16 protein-coding genes and 2 rRNA genes (1 of these 18 running past the window's edge) are annotated in these 22,759 nt (G+C 45.2%); 6 read left to right on the plus strand and 12 right to left on the minus strand.

Annotated elements, in window-relative coordinates; translation table 11 throughout:
- Positions 1-8 precede the first annotated feature (8 nt).
- The 3 genes from torA to K5609_RS20365 all read left to right on the plus strand — a co-directional run bounded on the left by torA (position 9) and on the right by K5609_RS20365 (position 5,324).
- Positions 9-2,477: a trimethylamine-N-oxide reductase TorA gene (torA, locus tag K5609_RS20355; RefSeq protein ID WP_221075222.1), complete on the plus strand. Its 2,469-nt coding sequence runs from the start codon at positions 9-11 to the stop codon at positions 2,475-2,477.
- Positions 2,478-3,095 (plus strand): molecular chaperone TorD, encoded by a 618-nt coding sequence (gene torD, locus K5609_RS20360; protein ID WP_221075223.1) that lies wholly within the window; start codon positions 2,478-2,480, stop codon positions 3,093-3,095.
- Positions 3,096-3,635: 540 nt separating this feature from the next.
- On the plus strand, positions 3,636-5,324 hold the full coding sequence (locus tag K5609_RS20365; protein WP_221075224.1) for an NAD-dependent malic enzyme: 1,689 nt from the start codon (positions 3,636-3,638) through the stop codon (positions 5,322-5,324).
- Between the two features lie 487 nt (positions 5,325-5,811).
- Here the strand turns inward: K5609_RS20365 and K5609_RS20370 are convergent, their stop codons facing one another.
- The 3 genes from K5609_RS20370 to K5609_RS20380 all read right to left on the minus strand — a co-directional run bounded on the left by K5609_RS20370 (position 5,812) and on the right by K5609_RS20380 (position 8,782).
- Complete coding sequence (locus tag K5609_RS20370; protein ID WP_221075225.1) at positions 5,812-7,104, minus strand: TRAP transporter large permease; 1,293 nt, start codon at positions 7,102-7,104, stop codon at positions 5,812-5,814.
- 25 nt (positions 7,105-7,129) lie between these two features.
- Entirely contained in the window at positions 7,130-7,630 is a 501-nt protein-coding gene (locus K5609_RS20375) for a TRAP transporter small permease subunit (RefSeq protein ID WP_016403101.1), read from the minus strand.
- A 78-nt stretch (positions 7,631-7,708) separates the two neighbouring features.
- Entirely contained in the window at positions 7,709-8,782 is a 1,074-nt protein-coding gene (locus tag K5609_RS20380; RefSeq protein ID WP_221075226.1) for a TRAP transporter substrate-binding protein, read from the minus strand.
- A 246-nt stretch (positions 8,783-9,028) separates the two neighbouring features.
- On the opposite strand from K5609_RS20380, the gene K5609_RS20385 reads away from it, so the two are divergent.
- From K5609_RS20385 to K5609_RS20395, 3 genes are read left to right on the plus strand one after another with little or no spacing between them, the layout of a single operon-like run.
- A complete protein-coding gene (locus tag K5609_RS20385) occupies positions 9,029-10,462 on the plus strand; it encodes a cache domain-containing protein (protein ID WP_221075227.1) in 1,434 nt (477 codons plus the stop codon).
- Complete coding sequence (locus K5609_RS20390) at positions 10,459-11,082, plus strand: response regulator (protein ID WP_016403098.1); 624 nt, start codon at positions 10,459-10,461, stop codon at positions 11,080-11,082. Before K5609_RS20385 ends, K5609_RS20390 begins: the two co-directional genes overlap by 4 nt.
- A 22-nt stretch (positions 11,083-11,104) precedes the next feature.
- Positions 11,105-11,290, plus strand: coding sequence for a hypothetical protein (locus K5609_RS20395; RefSeq protein WP_221075228.1), 186 nt, complete (start codon positions 11,105-11,107; stop codon positions 11,288-11,290).
- 24 nt (positions 11,291-11,314) lie between these two features.
- Here the strand turns inward: K5609_RS20395 and K5609_RS20400 are convergent, their stop codons facing one another.
- From K5609_RS20400 to K5609_RS20440, 9 genes are all read right to left on the minus strand, one after another.
- Positions 11,315-11,545, minus strand: coding sequence for a DUF2789 domain-containing protein (locus K5609_RS20400; protein WP_016403096.1), 231 nt, complete (start codon positions 11,543-11,545; stop codon positions 11,315-11,317).
- A gap of 37 nt (positions 11,546-11,582) precedes the next feature.
- Entirely contained in the window at positions 11,583-12,560 is a 978-nt protein-coding gene (locus tag K5609_RS20405) for a D-cysteine desulfhydrase family protein (protein ID WP_221075229.1), read from the minus strand.
- Positions 12,561-12,617: 57 nt separating this feature from the next.
- A complete protein-coding gene (locus tag K5609_RS20410; protein ID WP_221075230.1) occupies positions 12,618-14,297 on the minus strand; it encodes a flagellar assembly protein A in 1,680 nt (559 codons plus the stop codon).
- 332 nt (positions 14,298-14,629) lie between these two features.
- Positions 14,630-17,698, minus strand: coding sequence for a S8 family serine peptidase (locus K5609_RS20415; protein WP_221075231.1), 3,069 nt, complete (start codon positions 17,696-17,698; stop codon positions 14,630-14,632).
- A 164-nt stretch (positions 17,699-17,862) separates the two neighbouring features.
- Positions 17,863-18,522, minus strand: coding sequence for a hypothetical protein (locus K5609_RS20420; RefSeq protein ID WP_221075232.1), 660 nt, complete (start codon positions 18,520-18,522; stop codon positions 17,863-17,865).
- Between the two features lie 20 nt (positions 18,523-18,542).
- Positions 18,543-19,754, minus strand: a complete 1,212-nt coding sequence (locus K5609_RS20425; RefSeq protein ID WP_246611908.1) for a flagellar assembly protein T N-terminal domain-containing protein — start codon at positions 19,752-19,754, stop codon at positions 18,543-18,545.
- 10 nt (positions 19,755-19,764) lie between these two features.
- Positions 19,765-20,523 (minus strand): flagellar basal body L-ring protein FlgH, encoded by a 759-nt coding sequence (locus K5609_RS20430; RefSeq protein WP_221075233.1) that lies wholly within the window; start codon positions 20,521-20,523, stop codon positions 19,765-19,767.
- Between the two features lie 1,090 nt (positions 20,524-21,613).
- A 5S ribosomal RNA gene (gene rrf, locus K5609_RS20435) occupies positions 21,614-21,729 on the minus strand.
- A 111-nt stretch (positions 21,730-21,840) separates the two neighbouring features.
- Positions 21,841-22,759 (minus strand): 23S ribosomal RNA (locus K5609_RS20440) (it continues 1,971 nt past the right edge of the window).

Raw genomic sequence — 22,759 nt, forward strand, 5'->3', positions numbered from 1 at the left:
AGATTAACATGGCAATTACTCGTCGCGGTTTTCTCAAAGGCATTTTAGCCACCAGCGCTAGTACTTTGATCGGCCCAAGTTTATTGGCAGTCTCTAATGATGCTGCCGCTGCAGAAACAGCTGGAAGCTGGAAGGTATCGGGCTCGCATTGGGGCGCGTTTCGCGCCCGTGTTTATGCCGGCAAGGTGCAAGAAATAAAACCGTTTGAAGCAGACAAATACCCCACCGAAATGCTCAAGGGCATTAAAGGTATTTTGTATAGCCCTTCACGTATTCGCTACCCAATGGTGCGCTACGATTGGTACCTAAAACGTAATAAGAGCGATACCTCACAACGTGGTGATAACCGTTTTATTCGGGTGACTTGGGATGAAGCCCTCGATTTGTTCTATCAAGAACTAGAACGAGTGCAAAAAGACTATGGCCCTTGGGCGCTGCATGCTGGCCAAACTGGCTGGCGTCAAACTGGCCAAGTGCACTCCTGTGGTAACCATATGGAGCGTGCAGTTGCTATGCATGGCTTCTCAGTTAAAAAAGTAGGCGACTACTCTACCGGCGCAGGGCAAACCATTATGCCTTATGTGCTTGGTACCACCGAGGTATACGCTCAAGGCACCTCTTGGCCGCTGATTCTTGATAACAGTAAAACCGTGGTGCTTTGGGCCACCGATTTAATGAAGAATCTGCAAGTAGGTTGGGCCTGTGAAACTCACGAATCCTTTGAATATTTAGAGCAACTTAAAGACAAAGTTGCTAACAAACAAATTCGGGTAATTAGTGTTGACCCAGTTCGCACCAAAACTCAAAAGTACCTCGATTGTGAGCAGCGTTACGTGAATCCACAAGCCGATGTCCCGTTTATGCTGGCCATCGCCCACACGCTTTATACCGAAGAGCTGTACGACAAGGAATTCCTCAATACCTATGCCTTGGGTTTTGAAGACTTTATTCCTTATGTAACTGGCGAATCTAAAGACAAAGTAGAAAAAACACCAGAATGGGCAGAAGCTATTTGTGGTGTACCAGCCGATGAAATTCGAGAATTTGCCCGCTTATTAGCTAGCGACCGTACCCAGCTTATTTTTGGCTGGTGTATTCAACGTCAGCAACATGGCGAGCAGCCTTATTGGATGGGCGCGGTTATCGCAGCCATGTTGGGGCAAATTGGTTTACCGGGTGGTGGGGTTTCTTATGCTCACCACTATAGCTCTATTGGCGTACCGTCTACCGGTGCGGCAGCGCCTGGAGCGTTCCCACGTAATCCAGACAAACCTAATGAGCGGGTACATATGAACCAAGACTTTAAAGGCTATAGCAGCACCATTCCGGTAGCACGTTGGATTGATGCCATTATGGAACCCGGAAAAGTGATAAACGCTAATGGCGCAAAAACCACCTTACCCGACATCAAGATGATGGTGTTCTCTGGCTGTAACCCTTGGCATCATCACCAAGATCGCAACCGCATGAAGAAGGCCTTCCAAAAGCTGGAAACCGTGGTCTCGATAGATTTTACTTGGACCGCCAGTTGCCGCTTCTCAGATATTGTATTGCCAGCGTGTACCCAATGGGAGCGTAACGATTTAGATCTGTACGGTTCTTACAGCAACCGCGGCATTATTGCCATGCACAAGCTGGTAGACCCGCTGTATCAATCAAAAACCGACTTTGAGATTTTCACCCTGCTCACTCAGCGCTTTAGCAAAAGTAAAGAATACACCCAAGGCAAATCAGAAATGGAATGGGTGAAGCAACTTTATGATGAGTGTGCCGCAGCCAACAAAGCTAAATTTGAAATGCCCGACTTTATGACCTTCTGGAAAGAGGGCTGGGTAGACTTTGGTAAAGGTGAAAACTGGACCCGCCAAGCCGACTTTAGGGAAGATCCTGAAATTAACGCTTTAGGCACCCCTTCAGGATTTATTGAAATCTTTAGCCGCAAAATTGATCGTTACGGCTATGATGATTGCCAAGGCCATCCAATGTGGTTTGAAAAAGCCGAACGCTCGCACGGCGGCCCAGGCTCTGAGGAGTTCCCAATTTGGCTGCAATCTTGTCACCCCGACAAACGCCTGCACTCGCAAATGTGTGACTCGGAAGAATTTCGCGCCACCTATGCGGTACAAGGCCGCGAACCATTGTATATCAACCCAGAAGATGCCAAGAAGCGTGGCATTAAAGATGGCGATTTAGTTCGCGTATTTAACAAACGTGGGCAATTGCTCGCTGGCGCGGTAGTGTCTGAAGACTACGCCAAAGGCGTTGCCCGCCTGCAAGAGGGTGCTTGGTATGGCCCTGTGGATGAAACCATTGGCGCATTAGATACCTATGGCGATCCTAATACCCTAACCATGGATATTGGCAGCTCGCAATTAGCTCAAGCCACCAGCGCAAATACCTGTTTGGTTGAATACGAGAAGTTCACCGGTAAAGCACCTACGGTAAGCTCCTTTGGCGGCCCTAAGGAGATGTCGTAGATGACAATCGCCGCTAGTGTTAGCCAAGAGAACGAAGTTCGTGCCAGCATCTATTGGTGGTTTGCAACGGTTTTTACCAAAGAGCTGGATAAGCAACAGCTTGCTTCTTATACCTCTGGTGAAGGAGCACAGCTGCTTAAGCAATTAGCAGACACGGCCGAGCTAAGCTCGGCTGTTACCATAATTAAAAATCATTTGGCAAAGTTGAGCGCCTTTAAACACCCAGAGCTAGAACTCGCAGCAGATTTTTGCCAGCAGTTCTTAAGTGACAGTAAAGTAGGTGCACCACCTTATGCTTCGGTTTATCTGTCGGCCAACAAGCTGATGTTTCAAGAGCCACATGAAAAAATGCGCGCTTTGCTAGTAAGCCAAGGCCTGCAAGTTGACCCTAGTTTTAATGAGCCAGCGGATCATCTTGCTATTCAGCTCGATTACCTTGGCAATTTAATTTTGCGCGATGCTCCAGCGCAGCAACAAGCTGATTTTATTAATCAGCACCTGCTGTGTTGGTTGCCACTATGGCTTGATACCTTACGCAAGGTTAGCAAAGGGGGCTTTTACCAAGGCTTCGCCGAATTACTCGTTGGCTACTTAAACTTAGAGCTAAGCGAGTTATAAGTTAAACGTGACTAGCTAGTCGCTCACTTAAAGCCATTACTCTTTATATGGCTATAGTAAGTCCTGTTGCCCGCTGTTGATATTTCATACACTTAGCCGAGCAAATGACACCGAGTTAACATTTTCACAACATTTATCTCGCATTAAAGATAAACTATTTTATAGTTAAATTAAGTCGGTTGTCGCTTCTAGATGCCCGGGCGGTAATACCTCAACTGTTAGGCGTTACGCCCCTCCTATCTTTTAGCGGTGCCGGCTGGCCTATTTCTAACGCCCCATAATGCAACAATCTATCTACATTCCTTTGGTTTAATACCAATCACACTAAGTAAGTGATCGTAATAACGCAGGAAAAACACTCGAGAATAAGGCAGAATTTTTCGATAAGTAGTTATTCTACAATCAAAAGTTCTAACGCAGTTATCGAGTATTTTAACCAGATAGAATGAACAGTTACTTAGTACGATTGGTATAGTTCATGACCTAAACACAAATCTGTGAAAAAATACCGCTTCTTAGCCGAAGCAGATGAGCCTTACCATGGATGATAAAAAACGCCCGCTCTATATTCCTTACGCAGGTCCAGCATTACTTGAGACCCCCTTATTAAACAAAGGCAGCGCCTTTAACCAAGAAGAGCGTATTTTCTTCAATTTAGAAGGGCTGTTGCCAGAGACCATCGAGAGCATCGATGAACAAACTGAGCGTGCTTATCTGCAATATCAAAGCTTTACTAATGACTTAGACCGCCACATTTACCTGCGCAACATTCAAGATACTAACGAAACCTTGTTTTACCGTTTGGTAGAAGATCACATCAGCGAAATGATGCCGATTATCTACACGCCTACCGTGGGTGCGGCCTGTGAGCAGTTCTCTAATATTTACCGCCGCTCACGTGGTTTGTTTATTTCTTACCCTAACCGCCACCGTATCGACGAGCTGCTAAACAATGCCACTCGCCACAATGTGAAAATCATTGTAGTGACCGACGGCGAGCGGATCCTCGGCTTAGGCGACCAAGGCATCGGCGGCATGGGCATTCCTATTGGTAAATTATCACTGTACACGGCTTGTGGCGGTATCAGCCCAGCTTATACTCTGCCAATTGTGTTAGATGTAGGCACCGACAACCAGCAACTACTCAATGACCCCATGTATATGGGCTGGCGCCATCAACGAATTAGCGGCGATGAATATAGCGAATTTGTAGAATTATTCATGCAAGCGGTTAAAGTCCGCTGGCCAGATGCGCTGATTCAATTTGAAGATTTCGCCCAAAAAAATGCCATGCCTTTATTGCAGCGTTACAAAGATCAATTCTGCTGTTTTAATGATGATATTCAAGGCACCGCGGCAGTAACCGTGGGTTCTTTATTGGCAGCCTGTAAGGCAGCTGGCTCTAACTTAGCTGAGCAGCGCGTTACCTTTGTCGGCTCCGGCTCAGCAGGGTGCGGTATTGCCGAGGCGATAGTGCGAGCGATGGTGGAAGAAGGCATTAGCGAAGCGCAAGCCCGTAGCCAAATCTTCATGGTTGACCGTTGGGGCTTATTGCAAGACAACATGCCTAATCTACTCGACTTCCAACAAGCTTTGGCGCAATCAGCAGATATTCAGCAAAAATGGGGACTTAATAGCGATGCTTTGTCGCTGTTAGATGTAGTAGAGCATGGCAAGCCTACAGTACTTATTGGTGTATCTGGTGCACCAGGCCTGTTTACTCAGCAAGTGATTGAAGGCATGCACCAGCACTGCAAGAAACCAATCGTATTGCCGCTATCCAATCCCACCAGCCGGGTTGAAGCCTTGCCTGAAGACATACTGCGTTGGACCAATGGCGAAGCCTTGGTCGCCACTGGTAGTCCGTTCTCGCCGGTGAAGCTAGGCGAAGAGACCTTCCCTATCGCCCAGTGTAACAACAGCTATATTTTCCCAGGTATAGGCTTAGGCGTATTAGCGTGTCAGGCCACCAGGGTGAGTGACGAAATGCTCATCGCCAGCAGCCGCGCCTTAGCCGAATGCTCGCCACTAGCTAACGATGGTGAAGGAGCCTTACTGCCACCGCTTGAAGAAATTCAGCTAGTTAGCAAGCACATCGCTTACGCGGTAGCCAAAACTGCCATGCAACAAGGCTTAGCGGTAAACACCACCGACGACGTGCTAATGCAAACTATTGAAGCAAGCTTTTGGAAACCTGAGTATCGCCACTACAAGCGGACATCGTTTTAAGAATGCTACGGCTCAAATCATATCACCAAGAACTAACTAAATGAGTATTGAACTTCACTCGACGCTATTAACGATGTCAGGGGGGGTATTCTTAGTATGCTTTGCTCTAGTGTTCGCTTTCTTCATCACTGTACACAGTCAACTTTTCAAGCTGCTTAAATTACTACGTACTGGCTTCCCTGCCGTCTACAAGGACTTAGGGGAGCCAAGCCTTTTTAATTCAAGTATAAAAAATCAAGCCAGAGTCCTGAAGTTCATTTTCAAGAAGGAATATGCGCTACTAGAAAACCAACAAATTGAAGCATTAGGAAGTCGATTACGAAAATCATATAAGATAAGCTTTATCTTGGTCTCTACCATGTTTCTGGCGTTCTTCTTAACAAGCTATTTAAACTCGATTATCCCTACGTACTGAAGAATAATTGACTTGCTCTTCTATTAAAAAGCCGCCAATAAGGCGGCTTTTTAATATCTGTAGCTATAGCGTTTACATACCAAAGCCGTAGAAGTCTGGGAACACCAATATCGAGGCTAATACCAATATCTGCAAAATAATAAATGGCATTACGCCTTTGTAGATATCGGTAGTTTGCACCTCGGGCGGGGCAACACCTTTGAGATAGAACAGACTAAACCCAAAGGGAGGTGTGAGGAACGAAGTCTGCAAGTTCATCGCAATTAAAATCGCAAACCAAGTTAAATCAATGCCTAATATCTCGGCCACTGGGTACAACATAGGCACCACAATAAATGAGATTTCAACAAAGTCGATAAAGAAACCCAAAATCAAAATCACAATCATGGTTAAGATTAAGAAGCCCCATTTCTCACCCGGTAAGCTAGTCATCACTTCTTCAATCACTTCTTCACCACCGGTGTAAGAGAACACCATAGAGAAAGCCGTTGCACCAATGAAGATAGCAAATACCATCGAAGTAACTTTTACCGTTTCAATAGCCGCTTCGTAGATAATCTTCCAAGAAAACTGGCGGTAAATTATCGATAAAAGAATTGCACCAATACCACCAATGGCAGAGGACTCTGTCGGTGTTGCAATACCGTAGAAAATCGAACCAAGCACTGCAATCATTAGCGCTAAGGGCGGAGCAATGGCTTTAAAAGCATTCCAGCAAGGTTGCACACCATGGCCTGCAGCTTCATCTTGGGGTAAAGCAGGTGCAGACTCAGGCTTAAAGAAAGAATAACCTAGTACATAGAGAATAAAAGCCCCCACCAGCACAGCGCCTGGTAATAAGGCCGCTTTAAATAAGTCTCCTACTGGCACTCCCATTACATCACCAAGAATGATCAAGATGATAGACGGTGGAATGATTTGCCCAAGCGTACCTGAGGCACAAATTACCCCAGTAGCTAAGCGCTTATCGTATTTGTACTTAAGCATTACCGGCAAGGAGATCACGCCCATTGCCACAACCGATGCACCCACCACACCGGTAGAAGCAGCAAGCAGGGCTCCCACCAAAATAGTAGATACCGCTAAGCCACCGCGTACTCGACCAAACAACTGGCCCATGGCTTCGAGCAACTGTTCAGCAAGGCGGGTTTTCTGCAATACAATGCCCATGAAAATGAATAATGGCACGGCCATTAATACCGAGTTTTGCATAATGCTCATGATGCGGTAAGGCATAAAAGCAAACAGATCGATACCTTCGGCAAAAACACCAAATACTAGTGCAACACCGCCAAATACAAAGGCTACTGGAAAACCAGTGAGCAGCATTAGCAAGGCCACGAAAAACATGACGATCCCAATCATGACAACTTCCTTTTCTTGTTATGAGCTAGGCGTTATTTCGCAGCTGAATGAGGTTTTTGAGTAACATTCCAAAGCCACTTATGGCGAGGCATATAGCCGAAATTGGAATCATTGATTTAATTATCCAGCGGTAGGGTAAGCCACCCGGATCGCCGCTGGTTTCTCCTAAGTTGTAAGCTTCTAATGCAAAGTCGTAACCGTACCAAGCAATCAAGCCACAAAAAGGGAACAAGAAAAATACGACGCCTAGGCTGTCAATCCAAGCACGTTTACGCGCCGCTAACTTGTCGTAGATAATATCTACCCGCACATGGCCTTCGGCCTGCAGCGTAGATGCAATTCCTAATAAAAACATGGCAGCAAACAAGTGCCATTCTAACTCTTGCATACCAATAGAACTGGAGCGAAAAAAGTAACGCATGACTACGTCATAAAAAATGTTTACTAACATTAGCAGCATTAACACCGCGGTGAGGCCTGCTATACCCTTGGAAAATCCATCTACCGCTCGTTGCAAACGCAACATCCCTAGCCTCCCAAGCAAAGTAATTGCTTTTTTGGTTTAGCTGATGGAGCTACAGCCACGCTGCAGCCCCATTCTCTACTACAAACCTTCAGTACTGTTTAAGTAACCTTGTTCTGAAATTGCTGTGTAGGCACGAACTTGTTTCATGTATTGCTGTTGTGACTCAATAATCTTAGCGGCCATTGGATCTGCAGCAGCTTTCTCTTTTAACAAGTCATCGTTAGCGTTTTTAAGTGCTTTGATAACCTCTGTAGGGAAAGTTTTAACCTGAATATTCGGGTATTCTTGCAACATGGTTTGCCAGTTTTTGGCGCTTTCTGCATACGAATGAATAAACATATCGTAAGCTGCTTTACGCATAGCAACCGCTAGAATTGCCTGTAAATCTTCTGGCATTTTTTCGAGTTTTTTCTTGTTAGCAATAAACATCAACTCGGTAGCTGGCTCGTGCCAACCCATGTAGTAGTATGGGGCGATTTTGTGAAAGCCCATACGTAAATCTAGAGAAGGACCCACCCATTCAAGTGCGTCGATAGTATTACGCTCAAGTGCGGTATATAACTCACCTGGTGGAATATTAACTGGGGTAGCGCCAAGCTTAGCTAATACTTCGCCGGCAAAACCGGGAATACGCATTTTCAGGTTTTGTAGGTCTTCAACTGAGTTAATCTCTTTACGGAACCAACCGCCCATTTGCACCCCAGTATTACCGCCAGGGAAAGGTACCAGGTTATGCTCGGCGTATACTTGATTCATCAAGTCTTGTCCGCCACCATACTGCAGCCACGCGTGTTGCTCTGGTGCATTCATACCAAATGGCATGGTAGTGAAGTAAAGAGTGTTTGGCACCTTACCTTTATAGTAGTAAGACGCGGTGTGGCCTAAGTCGTACTGGCCACTTTTAACCAAATCAAATACACCAAAAGGTGCTTTGTGTTTGTTTGAAGAGTCAACGCGGATCTTTAAACGGCCGTTAGACATCTCATCGGCCATTTTCACCATGTTTTTTACTGCATCGCCAAAAACTGGGAAGTTAGGGCCCCAGGTTTCAGCCAGTTTTAGTTTGTATACTTTGTCGGCAGCTACGGCAGCCGAACTAAACGCAATAATCGCAGAAGCCAGCAGAGTTTTACTGCAGAGGGACTTAAGCATGTTGTTCTCCCTTTCGTTGTAAGTTCCATTGTTGGTTAGATGTTCTAAATGTAAACCAACTGCTTAATGGTCACCTTTAATGTTAGCGAGTTGTTACAATAAAACCTATCCGGCAATACACGGTTTTTTTCTACGTAAGATCACGTACAGGCTAGACTTTGGTAGAAGCGAGAGCTAGATCACTATTTTTGAAAAATCGCATAGATTAACATATAGTTAACATTCTCTTAGTTAGGCCGTCACGAGATGTGGTCCCTCAAATTTAAAATTATCCTGTTATCTATTGTTCCTTTGCTTTGTGTTACTGCACTAATTGCCACCTTAGTTTTCAAGCAATCTTCCATCCTAACTGAGCAACAATTAGCGCTGATTAAAGAAAACATCATGCGCAGCAAAACCCTAGAGCTGCAAAACCACATAGACCAAGCTTTTGCCAGCATTCGTGACATATACGAACCTGCAGAAGCCGACGATGAGAGAGCCAAACAACAGGTAAGAGAATTGCTCAACCGTTTACGCTTTGCCGAAGACGGTTACTTCTTTGCTTACACCCTTAAAGGCGTCAACTTGGTTCATCCCATTCAGCCTGAATTAGTCGGGCAAAATTTGTGGGACTTTAAGGATTCTGAGGGCACCTACCTCATTCAAGACTTAATTGCACAAGCCAAAGCAGGCGGCGGTTTTAGTAACTACTTGTGGGAAAAACCGAGCACCGGAAAGCGAACTAAGAAACTGGGTTACGTAGTGATGCTAGATAAATGGCAATGGATGTTTGGCACGGGCGTGTACTTAGACGATGTAGATGTAGAGCTAGCAAAACTTGAAGCGCAAACCCAAAACAACATTAATCGCACTTTTATTTGGTTATTCATAATTACCACCATTTCGGGAATTTTAATCGCCTTTTTGGGGGCATCTTTGAATATTTCGGAGCACAAGCTGGCCGACAAAAAGCTCAAAGAACTCACCCAACGAATTATTGATTCACAAGAACAAGAACGCCAAAGGGTATCGCGCGAACTGCATGACGGTATTAACCAATTATTAGTTTCCATTAAGTATCGCTTAGAAAGCGCCACAGAATGTAACAGTACCCCTAGCTCGGTCAGTGACAGCCTCAATCAAGGGTTACATACCATTAATGAAGCAATTGGTGAGATACGTCGTATTTCAAAAGACCTCCGCCCCAGCGTACTGGATGACTTAGGTTTAGCCGCCGCATTGGGAGGTTTTTGCCAGGAATTTGAACACCGTACAGGAATAGATGTGTTTTTAGAGTGCGACATTGATAATCTAAACCTTCCATCTACCGTGGAAACAACCTTCTATCGGATTACCCAAGAAGCCTTACAAAATGTCGAAAAACATGCGCAAGCAGATACAGTAGACATAGTGCTAAGCCAGCAAGCCAAATTGTTGGTGATGAAAATTAGGGACAATGGCACTGGTTTTGTAATGGGCAAAAAGGTACGACGCCATTCGATAAAAGAGCTTACCCGTCGCCCAGAGCTGGCCAGTAGCGGTTTGGGTTTACGCAATATTTTTGAACGGATTGCCCACATCGATGGTCAAGTAGATGTAGATAGCAAATTAGGAGAAGGGACACTGATCACCATAAAAGTACCGCTATATGAAGTAGAGAAAACCTTACCCGCTACAATTCAAGAGCAAACGGTATGACCTCAATTCTATTGGTGGACGATCACCCCTTAGTACAAGACGGCCTCAAAATGCGACTAGAGGCTAACCCTGGCTTTTCCGTTGTAGGTACAGCGGCTGACGGCGAGCAAGCACTTACCATGGCGCAACAACTGAACCCAGACATAGTATTAACCGATATTAATATGCCCAAATTAAATGGCATTCAGCTGTTGGAGGCCCTTTCCGAGCAAAGCCCGAACAGCAAAGTGGTGATGTTAAGCATGCACGACAATAAAGAATACGTGCAAAACGCCATGCGCAATGGCGCTAAGGGTTACTTGCTCAAAGATATTGCGTCTAGTGAACTGATTAGCGCATTGGAAGCAATTGCCAATGGTGGACGCTACATTAGTGCTGGTGTGTCAAAGCTGTTATTTGACAACGAACCTAGTGCTAGCAAAGCGAGTTTAACCAAGCGCGAGCAGCAGGTATTGCGCTTGCTGGCCACCGGTTGTGGCAATAAGAAAATCGCTGATAGCCTGTCGATAAGCATTCGAACCGTAGAAACCCATACTTTAAAAATTCGTAGAAAGCTGGAATTAGATAGCAGTGCAGCCATGATTAAATACGCCATAGAGCACTATGGTAGCGAGAGTTAATTAAGCACTTAAAGGGGCAAGCTTGAATCAATCCGTAAAAATTAGGCCGCAGTTTGAAGAGCCACCAGTTACCCAGCAACCAAAGCAGCAAGTTCACTTCGTGAGTGGGTCTTGTAAAGCAAGCGCCAGCAATACTCTCGCTTGTGACTTTAGAACCACCCTAGAGCTGGCTTTGCGTTGTTTAGAAAAACACAAAGAGCACAACTAGCAACTAGCAACTAGCAACTAGCAACTAGCGCAGCATTACATCCAGTTGGTCTACAAGTTCTGCCCAGTCAGCATCTTGCTGCACTGCTTCTAATAAAAATGCAGCCTGAGTGGGCGTCCAAAAAGCCGCTTGATGCAATGGCACTTCACTCGGTATTGGAGCATGTTCTGCCACAAACTCAGCGATGGCATTAATTGAAGGATCTAAACCAAGCTGGGCGAACAAATCACTTAAGGTGTGAATAGCAGATTCCATCACTTACCCTCCTTTCTCTTATTGAATTTAGTTGGCATTAAGATAACAAGTCGTCAGCATAAGCGAACAATGCGGGTGTTCCACCGGTGTGCCAAAACAATACGTTTTGATCAGATCTATAAGCCCCTTGGCGTACTCTAGCAATTAAACCCGCCATCGCTTTAGCGGTATAAACTGGGTCTAATAAAATGCCTTCGGTTTCAGCAAGTAGCATAATCGCTTCGCGCTCTGCGTCGCCAATGATGCCGTACCCTTCACCGAGGTAGTTGTCATCTAAACAAACCTCATTAGCAGTAAAACTCTTATCCAAGGCAAATTGTTTAGCCGCACTATTAGCTAAATCGGCAATAGTTTGATTAAAGCTTTGCTGCCCATGATTTAGCTTGTCGATATTCACGCCACGCAAATTTACCTCTAAACCTAACTCAGCCTTAGCCAACATTAAACCTGCATGTGTTGCACCTGAGCTAGAGGCAAATACTATTTCATCCAGTTCATCAATTTGCTGTTGCAGTTCATGCAATGCAGCTGTAAACCCTAAGCAGCCTATGGCATCAGAGCCACCGTAAGGAACAACATAGGGATTCATACCTTTTTGCATAAGTTGCTGTGCTAGCTCTTCAATGCCCTCGCCTTTACGCTGTTGGCCAGCCCAAATAATGGTTGCTCCGAAAAGCTTGTCTAACAACACATTACCTTGAGCGAGGGCGGGTGCACTACCACCTAGCAACAAATAACAGGGTAAATTAAGCTTAGCTGCAGCAGCCGCCGTTTGACGACAATGATTAGATTGAGCTGCGCCTGCAGTAATGATGCAATCGGCCTTCTGCTGCATGGCATCGCCTAACAAAAACTCCAGCTTACGCACTTTGTTGCCACCCAAGGCTAGGCCGCTTAAGTCATCGCGTTTTATATAAATTTGCGGACCGCCAAGATGCGCAGACAGGTTGCTTAATGGATGAACAGGTGTGGGAAAGAAGCCTAAAGATTGTCTGGGCTGATGTTGCCAATTCATGCTATTTCCCTTTTGTTAGATTAACCTTACTTAAGCCGTTAAAAGGGAAAAGAGCAACTATTTTTTTCCGGGGGTTAAAGGCGTGAAAGTCATTTTCCCGTCTTCATATTTAGTTTCGGTTGGCCCATATTCACGGTTAGTAAATAGCTTATGGCCAACTATGTCTAAGCGTACATTAGGATGCAGCTCTTTTTTAACCGTAAGCCTCGCATTAGAGAAGAACTGATCTTCCATCTGCTGGTTGTAATCTAGGGCAAAGTCTATTTGAACCAGCTCCTGGCGAGTATGATGCAAGGTAGCCGAGAGTTTGTCGGCCATGCCCTCTTCGCGATCTTCTTGCTTAGTTGAGCCCAACTTCATTTGAGCATCGAGTACCTTGCTCAGCTTATCATGCAAAGTGTGTTTGATATTGTTTAGGCTACGTCGCTCTTCTTGAATATCATCAAAATCACCAGAGATAGTAAGTTGCGTGGCAGTACCCGCAGTGGCGCCTAATACCACTGCGCTAATCTCTCCACCGGCGTCAATTGAGCCACCCACCAAAGTGCCACGTAGGCCACTGGCGTCACTCACGGTGACTTTGCCATCGGTTTCTATCTTGCTGTGTAGAAGCTGGCTGGTAATAGTGACATCTTTACCTGCCTCAATATGTGAATACTGAACAAAGGTAGCGTGTAATTCGCCTTTAGCATTAATGGTGCAAGAATAATTTTCATCGCCTTCCATCAAACGATGACCAATCACTCCTTTGCCAACTACCACATCGCCACCGGCAGTAATACTAGCAGACTCAACAAAGCCATTAATGTGCACGTCGCCTGACGCTTTTACTTTCATGCCGTCACCAACATTTCCAGTAATCAGCACGCTCCCGGCAAAATCAACGTGTCCGTAGCTAACATCGACACTCTTAATCGACAGGACATCATCGACCTTCATGCCATTTTCTATCTCAAGTGGTAAACCGGTTCGATCAGCCAGTAATAAATTTGCGTCATCTACCGCAATTTTGGTTCCTTCGCCTACAGTGAAAGGAACTTCGTGCCCTTGCTTATAGGGAAGCTCTTCACCACAAACATTTTTGCCCGCCTGACCATGAGTATGAGGATGTCGACGCATTAGCTCTACGTCAGGTTCTACGGTCTCTAAATTACCTAAGTCGCGCATATCTACTCGACCATCTTCGGTTTCTTTAGGTTTAAGTAAACGCTCTTTGGGCGTAGCAACAAAACGTTCGAAGCGGCTGTCTTCGCCATCTACAGATTGGCGGCCAAGGGCGACCACCTTCTTAATTTTTACACCGGGATCGGCTTGTTTGGCCGCAGCTAACAAGGCCAAGGCGCGTTTCTTTTGCAGACCAAACAGCACACCGGCTTCTTGCATGGCACTAACTAAATCCCCCTGAGAAATGGGATTACCGCCATAAGCTGCAGTAATGGTAGCGCGCGCTACCATTTTGTCTTCAGCAACATCAATAGTCACTTCGGCATTTCGAATGTTGGCTAACTTAACAAACGTTTGCCCCCATTGTTCAATTAGATCTGGTGATTCTCGTAATTCAGCAAACTTAGCGACGGCATCAACAATGGCCTCTTCGTCCACTAAGTAATCGCCAAAGTCTGAACGCAGAATTAAGGCTTTCACATCGCTGACACTTACGTGCGACTCTTGAGGTGTTATTTCAATTAATGCTGCTAATTTATCTTGGGATAAACGTAAACAACCTAACTCCAGCATTCAATCCCCTTAACTCAGTCCTTAATTACCTATATACAATTGCTTAAGACAGCGTTTTCAAACTCATTATGCCTTGCTGCAGTTTGTTAACCAATACTAGCCTAAGCTTTAGTTTTCAACTAATTGAACTAGATCTGAATTTATTAATTTGAATTATCACACTACCGTAAAAATGCTTAAGCACAAACTAATTAAGTGATTTGTATGTCAAATATGACAGTGAGATATCAAGCTTGTTTATAACACCCTACACCCCTACACAAATAAGCGCTAGGAATTGACGTTAAGATAAACAGTGGCCTGCACAAATTGCGCAAGGCCTTTGGGGACGGCTATTGCTTAAGTAGCTTATAGTTAACAGCCTGGTTGGTGAGGTCCTCGGTGGTGATTGGCTCAACACTTAAACTTAACCCAGAGGTTTCTTCGGTAACCAGTATTGGCGTTACGTCATTACGAACCGGGTAAGCGCCACATAATTCACCTTCGTCACAAATACGGTAGTCATTGTCATGGTCACTGCCCACGGTTAGCTCATACTCACCAGAAAGCACCTCGGCGAAGCTAAAGCTAAACTCACCATTATTCATGTTTACCGATTGCTCATAATAGGTAGAGCCTGTTTCGGGATCAGACAGTAATACATACACTAAACCGCTATCGCCAGCCTGTACGTTACTTACGTTCATTGAAACACCTAGATTCAGCTCACTACCATTAGATACGCTAAACACCACACTGGCGCCATAATTGCCGTCGCTTAAACCGTTACGGTTTACACTAAGTAAGTAATCTCCAACGCCGTTTGCATCTACATTTTGTGGGCTTACCGTTAACCAGCTGGCATTGCTCTGGACACTGTTCACCGACAAACTCACACTGCCAATAAGCTCTACACTTACTTCAGCACTATCTTCGATAAAGCTAAGACTCACTTGATTAGTGCTCAAACTTAAAGCGCTTCTATCGGGCTGGTCAGTATCTAATTGCGAACGTACTGCTTTTTCGGCATTAATTAAGCCATAACCGTAAAGCTGATCGAAGCCATCACTTCCAATATCATCGGTAATTTCACCCTGAGCAAGCAAATTCAGCACATCATCAGTGCTAAGCTCTGAATTAAGTTGACGCATCAAGCCAATAACACCTGCCACATGTGGCGCGGCCATACTGGTGCCGTTTAAGTACTGGTAGCTGGCAGAGTTACTACTACCATTTTCTGCCACGTAAGTGCTATAAACGCCATCTCCGTAGCCATCACCATTTAAGTCGGCACTGCCATCACCACCCGGTGCAGCAACATCAATATATGAGCCATAATTAGAATATGAAGTGAGGTCTTTTGCGGCGTCTACCGCACTAACACCAATAACATTGGCAAATGCCGCTGGGTAACTAAACTGCGAGGTACTCTCGTTACCGGCAGCAGCAACTACAATCACACCGCTGGCTATTGCTTGCTGGGTTACCGAATCAAAGGCGCTGTCGTAACCACTTCCACCTAAGCTCATGTTAATTACATCTGCAGTTTGGTTAGGCGCACGATTTGAGGCATTGCTTAAGCCAGCCGCATATAAAATGGCCTGAGAGATATCCCAAGTGCTACCGCCATAGCGGCCAAGGGCTCGTAGGTTCATGATTTTTGTATTAGGTGCTACGCCCGCTACACCGAGGGCATTATCGGTTTGTGCCGCCACCGTGCCTGCCACGTGTGTACCGTGCCAAGAAGAACCGCCGCCCGGACTAGTTAAGTCTCCTGGATCTTCTGGATTAGCATCAATGCCATCACCATCTAGGGCATTAGACGCATCGGAAATAAAGTCGTAACCATCACTGGTTAGCTGATTTTTTAAATCGGGGTGATTCTGAAAAATACCGGTATCAATGACCGCTACTACCACATCGTTTAAGGTGCTATTTTGCATGAGTTGCCATGCACTATCTAAATAGATTTGTTCATAGTGCCACTGGCGAGAAACCAAAGGGTCGTTAGACAAGGCAAAAGGTTGGTACAAATAGTTAGGCGAAACCGATTGTTCCTTCCCGCCCAATTGGTAATGAAGGCGTTTAATCTCCAGCAGAGTACTACGCTTGGCGGCATACTCTTCACTAAACTGTGCACCTAAGCCGTCTCCAGCAGTACTATTTAAGGCCACTGCTTGTTGGTTATTACTTTGGTAAAGGCTCATGCTTGCTGATGATTGTGATTGAGTCAGGCCTAAATCTTGAGTGCTAAGCGAAGCTGCCCGCCCGGCCTGATGCATAACCACCATTTGTTTGGCTACAAAATCTTGTTGGGTACTGAAATGCTTACTCTCCGGTAAAACAGCAGAGCTTTGACCAATCAAGCGTAAGGTGTAGTTACCTCGATATGGTTCACTACCAGAGAACGTATAAGCTTCTACAACAAGGAAATAACTGCCAGTTTGATCAACACTTAATAACTCGGTTTTGTTAATGCCTAAAGAAGCGCTAACTTCAAACATGGTGTCTGCATTTATCAGACGTAAATCAAAATCGTTACCGCTAGTTTCCCAATCGGCAATTTCTAAAAACAAACGTTGATTGGCTTGTAAATCGACCCGGTAGACGTCGCGCTCATCGGCTTCATTTACAAAGCGATCACTAGCATCACCAGTCGCATGACTGGCCAAATAACCACTTACCGTTGCAATAGGCGGAAGTAATTGTGCTTCTGCATAACTATTGTTTGCAAAATACTCGTTACCAATATCATTAACATCGCTATCTACCACTGTATTGATTGCGGTGGTAACAGTTCCGCTCACGGGATAGGTTTTTCCATCTAGCACTAAAACGCGGGTTTCTGCTACCTGCTCTTGGCCTTCAAAGTCACGTGAAGCGCGCACCATAAATACGCCTTCCTCGTTATAGATATGCGACACAGCTTCGTAGCCAAGTGAAGTGCTTGAATTGCCGTCACCAAAATCCCAAGTTACTTGCACATTAGTTAAGTCACTAGCGGTTGAGATTGCTTGAAAATTAACATCTAAGGGAGGGATGCCGGCACTTTCTGAGCTTAAAATAGTTAAGGCGGAAGCAGCGTCATTAGTAACCTGAATTACGGTACTAGAGGTCGAGCTTAAATTATCATTATCTAAAACTGTTAAACGGACCGTATAGCTGCCTTCGCTGGCATAGCTTTTAGAAACGTTAATTCCGTTTGCGCCGCTACCGTCACCAAAATCCCAGGAATAATCAACAATAGTACCGTCATCACTCGAGCCACTGCCATCAAACTGAATAAGCTGCCCAATAACAGCTTCACTGCGACTTACACTAATGGCCGAGCTTGGTGAACCGGCAAACGAGCCTGAGTCACCACCACCTCCACCACAAGCAAACAAAGCTATGCTAAGTAATACCGCTACTATCGCTTTCATATAATCCCTTACATCTACTATTTAGCGCTGTACATATACTACGCACTATATAGTCACAATTATATTAGGCTTATGTAAAGAAAGTGAAAATTTTGCCAAGTCTGCTCGATATTGTAGAGCTGAAACAAGTAACTTAAGCCAAGTGCTCAAGTTACTTAGTTACCTTAAGTAACTGTCTTATCGCGTTTTAGTAGCTCATCATTTTTAGGGGCATTTTCAGCGTCGAGCATTGCCCTAGGAATAGACCCTTTAGTTGGCACACTCTTGCCCTCTTGGCTAACGCCTGTTGCGGCGCTACCAGTTTGGCTTGCCGCAGCAATTTGCTGGCTACCTTCAGCAACAATATCAGCACTCGCTAATGCCGCTTGCTCGGCCAACTCTTCGGCAGTAGGCAATACTTGAGTAGCGCTTGGATCACCCGACATGCCTGCGACGAGGGCAGCAGCAATGCCTTGGCCCAGCTCAGTAAATTGCTTTTCAATATCTGCACGAAGCACGCTTTGCAATAAATCAGTGCCCGCCAAACCCGCTGCGACTGGATTGCCCGAGGCTAAACCCATGCCTATGTTCATCGCAGCTGGAGCAACATCCATAAGGCCTATATCTACAGTACCCTTGGTATTAGCTTCTGCACTTTCACTAGTAGCAAGCGCTTCAGCATTTTGCGGCTTATCACTCTTTGGGCTTAAAGCATCTTGTAGTTTTTGGGTAAAACTGGTTTCTGATTTTACTTCACTGGGTTGTTGTTTGTTCACTTCAATCAAGTTGGGTTTGTAATCCAAGCTATTGGTTGCAAGTGGAGTATTGCTATAAGAAGCCGTCATATCCTTCTCCTTTAATATTGTTATTGAGTGCTTTCATCAAGGGCAAATGGATCATTTGTCACCGCTACCATCACGTCACGAATTTGTATGTTCGCCATATCGGAATAGCGCTCAGTTGCGAGTACCGCACGATCAGACTGAACAGACACAACAGTGAGCTGAGTATCATCGGCATTAAATATCGGGCCGCGCAGCCCTCCATCTAAATGCATTAAGTATTGCTGCCTAACCAGCTCAAACTTGTCACCTTTACGTACACCATTCGTTTGTCCAATGTTGATTACCACTTGCCCGTTATACAGCCCAACTACCGTTGCCAAACTTTGCCGGCAATAGAGTGCATCCTCAACGTCACTAACTGATTGATCAATGTAGGAGTCAATCAACTTGCCATACTCTGAGGACCAAAAGGTTTCACCCGTAACGTCCAACTTCATCGTCACGTCGAATGGCCATTCTCGATTAGACCCGTAATTTTTACGGAGTACCGTTTCTCCATTGATGCCATCAATCACATAGAGTTTTATTTGAAAGTTGCGCAGTTTAACGGTGTTTTTCATGCCGAGTAGGTTAGTGGTGGTTTCGTTGTAGCTCGACATGTCATTGATTTTGCCAAACAAAATATATTGCACGTCGTACTGTTGAGATAAGCTGCGTGCAACTTTTAGCATTTGCGGTTCTATGTCATTAGCATAGCGACCATCAAACGCTATTTGGCGAGTCATTAAATGCCGTGCATCAACCCGCTTACTCTTTGATTTGAAACGATGAAATAGTCGCTGGGAGACTTCTTCAGGTGTTCTATAAACCCCACCAAGCTGGGCATGTTCTCGCTTTTGCAATTGAAAAGGCCCAACAAACAAAGTTTTAGCGTAGCTATCTTTCTCGCAGGTATTTAAAGGAAATATGTCTGCGGCTACCTTCACTGTCATTTGGTCATCAATGATAGTCTCAACCAATAGCTTCATGTCATACACTTCGCCATTAGTTCGCACCGTTAGCTCATCGGTTTCCAGCACGCCAGACTTCACCACTTGCAGTGACTTTACACTGGCACCACCGCGATACATTAAGGTTAACAATGCATCTTGGATAGCCAGCTGACGAGCTTGATCCACTTGGCCGTCAACGATTTTGGCTTGGCCCTCACCCTCTAACCAAATGGCATAGCTTGGCAAAGCCATGCCCGTTAGCATCAACAAACAAGCACATGCTCTTATAATTTTAGACATCGTTAGCGTCCTATAGTGGCCACATACTTCCACCTAAGAATGACGAAAGCCATCCTTGAGTTTGTACGTCAGCGTGATCACCGGTACCGCTAAACTCTATGCGAGCGTCAGCAACTTGGTAGGAACCAATTGAATTGTTTTCACCTACATCCAATGGACGAACAATGCCGGTAAAGCGCATGTATTCTTTACCATTGTTAATAACTAACCACTTTTCACCCCGAACCACTAAGTTGCCGTTGTTCAAGATGTCGACCACCGAGACCGTGATTTTTCCAGACAAACGATGTCGTTGATCAGCATCTGAAGAGCCATCAAAGTCTTGTTTTTGTTTCATTTCCAGTTCAACAACTCGGCCGTTAATCGTTAGATTCCCACCCGGCACAGTAACCGGATCAAGCTTATAGCTGTTCTCTTTACCAAGGTTTGAACTGGCCGATTTAGTCGCCGTGGCTTCCTCCTCCAAAAGTACTGTAATAGTGTCGCCTAATGCAAAAGGTGGGGTATAACTATATAAGCTGCGTGAAGTATTAGCATTAAACATAGAGCCAGTCACTATCACTGGATCTGCTGCAGGGCTAGGTTCAATAGGTGCGTAAAAAGGATCATCGGGGATCGGAGAACGGCTATCGGTGCTTACTGTAACTTGGCGTTGATTGCGGTCTTCCCGTTCTTGAACGTTCTCCGCAACTTCTTCAACACCATCTGCAATTGACGAACATGCTGACAGCAACAATACATTGCACAACATCACTACTCTGGTAATCATTGGTCTATTCCTACTTACGTTAGTTTCCGTTTACCGTTCTCTTCCACTTGCTTTAACCTAGGCCCGAGCTTTTTATCTCGTTTATTGTAATTAGTTACCCAAGAAAGCCTTAGGCCACAAATAGCAAAGCAAATGCCACTAACGTCAGTAGAAACATATCCTTACGATAATCTAGCTGACAAAATCTTCACCTGACCGACAACAATCCGTCGTATTGCCTGAATTGGCTAAGCAACAGCAAAATATGCAAATTAAATGCCAATAAACAACCATAATTCAGTACTTTATAAGGAATTTATAATTTTTGATAAATTTTAATTTAGTGCTGCCGATACATCCTAATAGTATTTCAAACCATTTCTTTTAGTTGATTAGTCGGCAATAATTACCTAAAACCGGATAATAGTTGCCTTTCTCGCAGTTAACATAGGCAACCATTGCCTAGGGCTTGCTCCTCCTAAAACACAACCAAAAACAACAAAGAAGTAAAAGCTTATTAAATTCATAAACCTAGCAGCTAAGTTACTATCTTTATATTTGTAAGAGTCTCTCAAATAGCTATATAAAAATCGTCGATGAATCTAAATTTGGTTACTTATTTAGCCACTCAAACATCGTCGCTTTACGTATATAAAACCCGATACCAGCTAAACAAAACTCAGACTTTTTGAAGAGAGATATAATTCCGGACTAGAAGGCGGTGATTGAGATAGAGGGCTTGTTTGTAGGTTAATACACCGTCATATAACCATTTACTAACACTGGGCCGTTCGACCTTGTATGTGCAAGAAGGCGATGTCTGTGATGCGCTCGGTTAGTGCTGTTGAGTAAATGACTGAGGCTTGAGTGTGGGTATATCTGGAAGACTTTTGTGAGACTAAATCGCAGGCAATAAAAAAGCCCTCGTCGTATGACGAGGGCTTAGTAAGAGAGCCTGGCAGTGGTCAGGTGCGCAGCATAGCTGCTTGTGCTTCGGCGGAACAAAACTGCGTTTTGTCCTTAACCGCCTCCGCCCTACTTTTGAAAGCAGGCCATGCTAAACACAAACAAAAAGGGCTTCCCAATCGGGAAGCCCTTTTCGATAATGAGAGCCTGGCAGTGACCTACTTTCACATGGGGAAACCCCACACTATCATCGGCGCAGTTGCGTTTCACTTCTGAGTTCGGCATGGGATCAGGTGGGTCCACAACGCTATTGCCACCAGGCAAAAACTGTTGTCTTTAACATTCGAAAAAGCTAAAAATATCTCACGAGTACTAACAAGTATTCATGGTCAAAAAATAAGGTATCTATAAGCAACACCCTTTAGGTGTTGTATGGTTAAGCCTCACGGGTAATTAGTACAAGTTAGCTCAATGCCTCACAGCACTTACACACCTTGCCTATCAACGTTGTAGTCTCCAACGGCCCTTCAGAGGACTTAAAGTCCTAGTGAGAATTAATCTCGAGGCCTGCTTCCCGCTTAGATGCTTTCAGCGGTTATCAGTTCCGAACGTAGCTACTGGGCAATGCTATTGGCATAACAACCCAAACACCAGCGGTTCGTCCACTCCGGTCCTCTCGTACTAGGAGCAGCTCCCCTCAATTCTCAAACGCCCACGGCAGATAGGGACCGAACTGTCTCACGACGTTCTAAACCCAGCTCGCGTACCACTTTAAATGGCGAACAGCCATACCCTTGGGACCGACTTCAGCCCCAGGATGTGATGAGCCGACATCGAGGTGCCAAACACCGCCGTCGATATGAACTCTTGGGCGGTATCAGCCTGTTATCCCCGGAGTACCTTTTATCCGTTGAGCGATGGCCCTTCCATACAGAACCACCGGATCACTATGACCTACTTTCGTACCTGCTCGACGTGTCTGTCTCGCAGTTAAGCTGGCTTATGCCATTGCACTAACCGTATGATGTCCGACCATACTTAGCCAACCTTCGTGCTCCTCCGTTACTCTTTGGGAGGAGACCGCCCCAGTCAAACTACCCACCAGACACTGTCCGCAATCCCGATAAGGGACCAACGTTAGAACATCAACACTACAAGGGTGGTATTTCAAGGTCGGCTCCACATCATCTAGCGACAACGCTTCAAAGCCTCCCACCTATCCTACACATGTAGGGTCAATGTTCAGTGTCAAGCTGTAGTAAAGGTTCACGGGGTCTTTCCGTCTAGCCGCGGGTACACCGCATCTTCACGGCAATTTCAATTTCACTGAGTCTCGGGTGGAGACAGCTTG

The sequence above is a fragment of the Agarivorans aestuarii genome (assembly GCF_019670125.1).
In the GTDB taxonomy this organism is placed as follows: Bacteria; Pseudomonadota; Gammaproteobacteria; order Enterobacterales; family Celerinatantimonadaceae; genus Agarivorans; species Agarivorans aestuarii.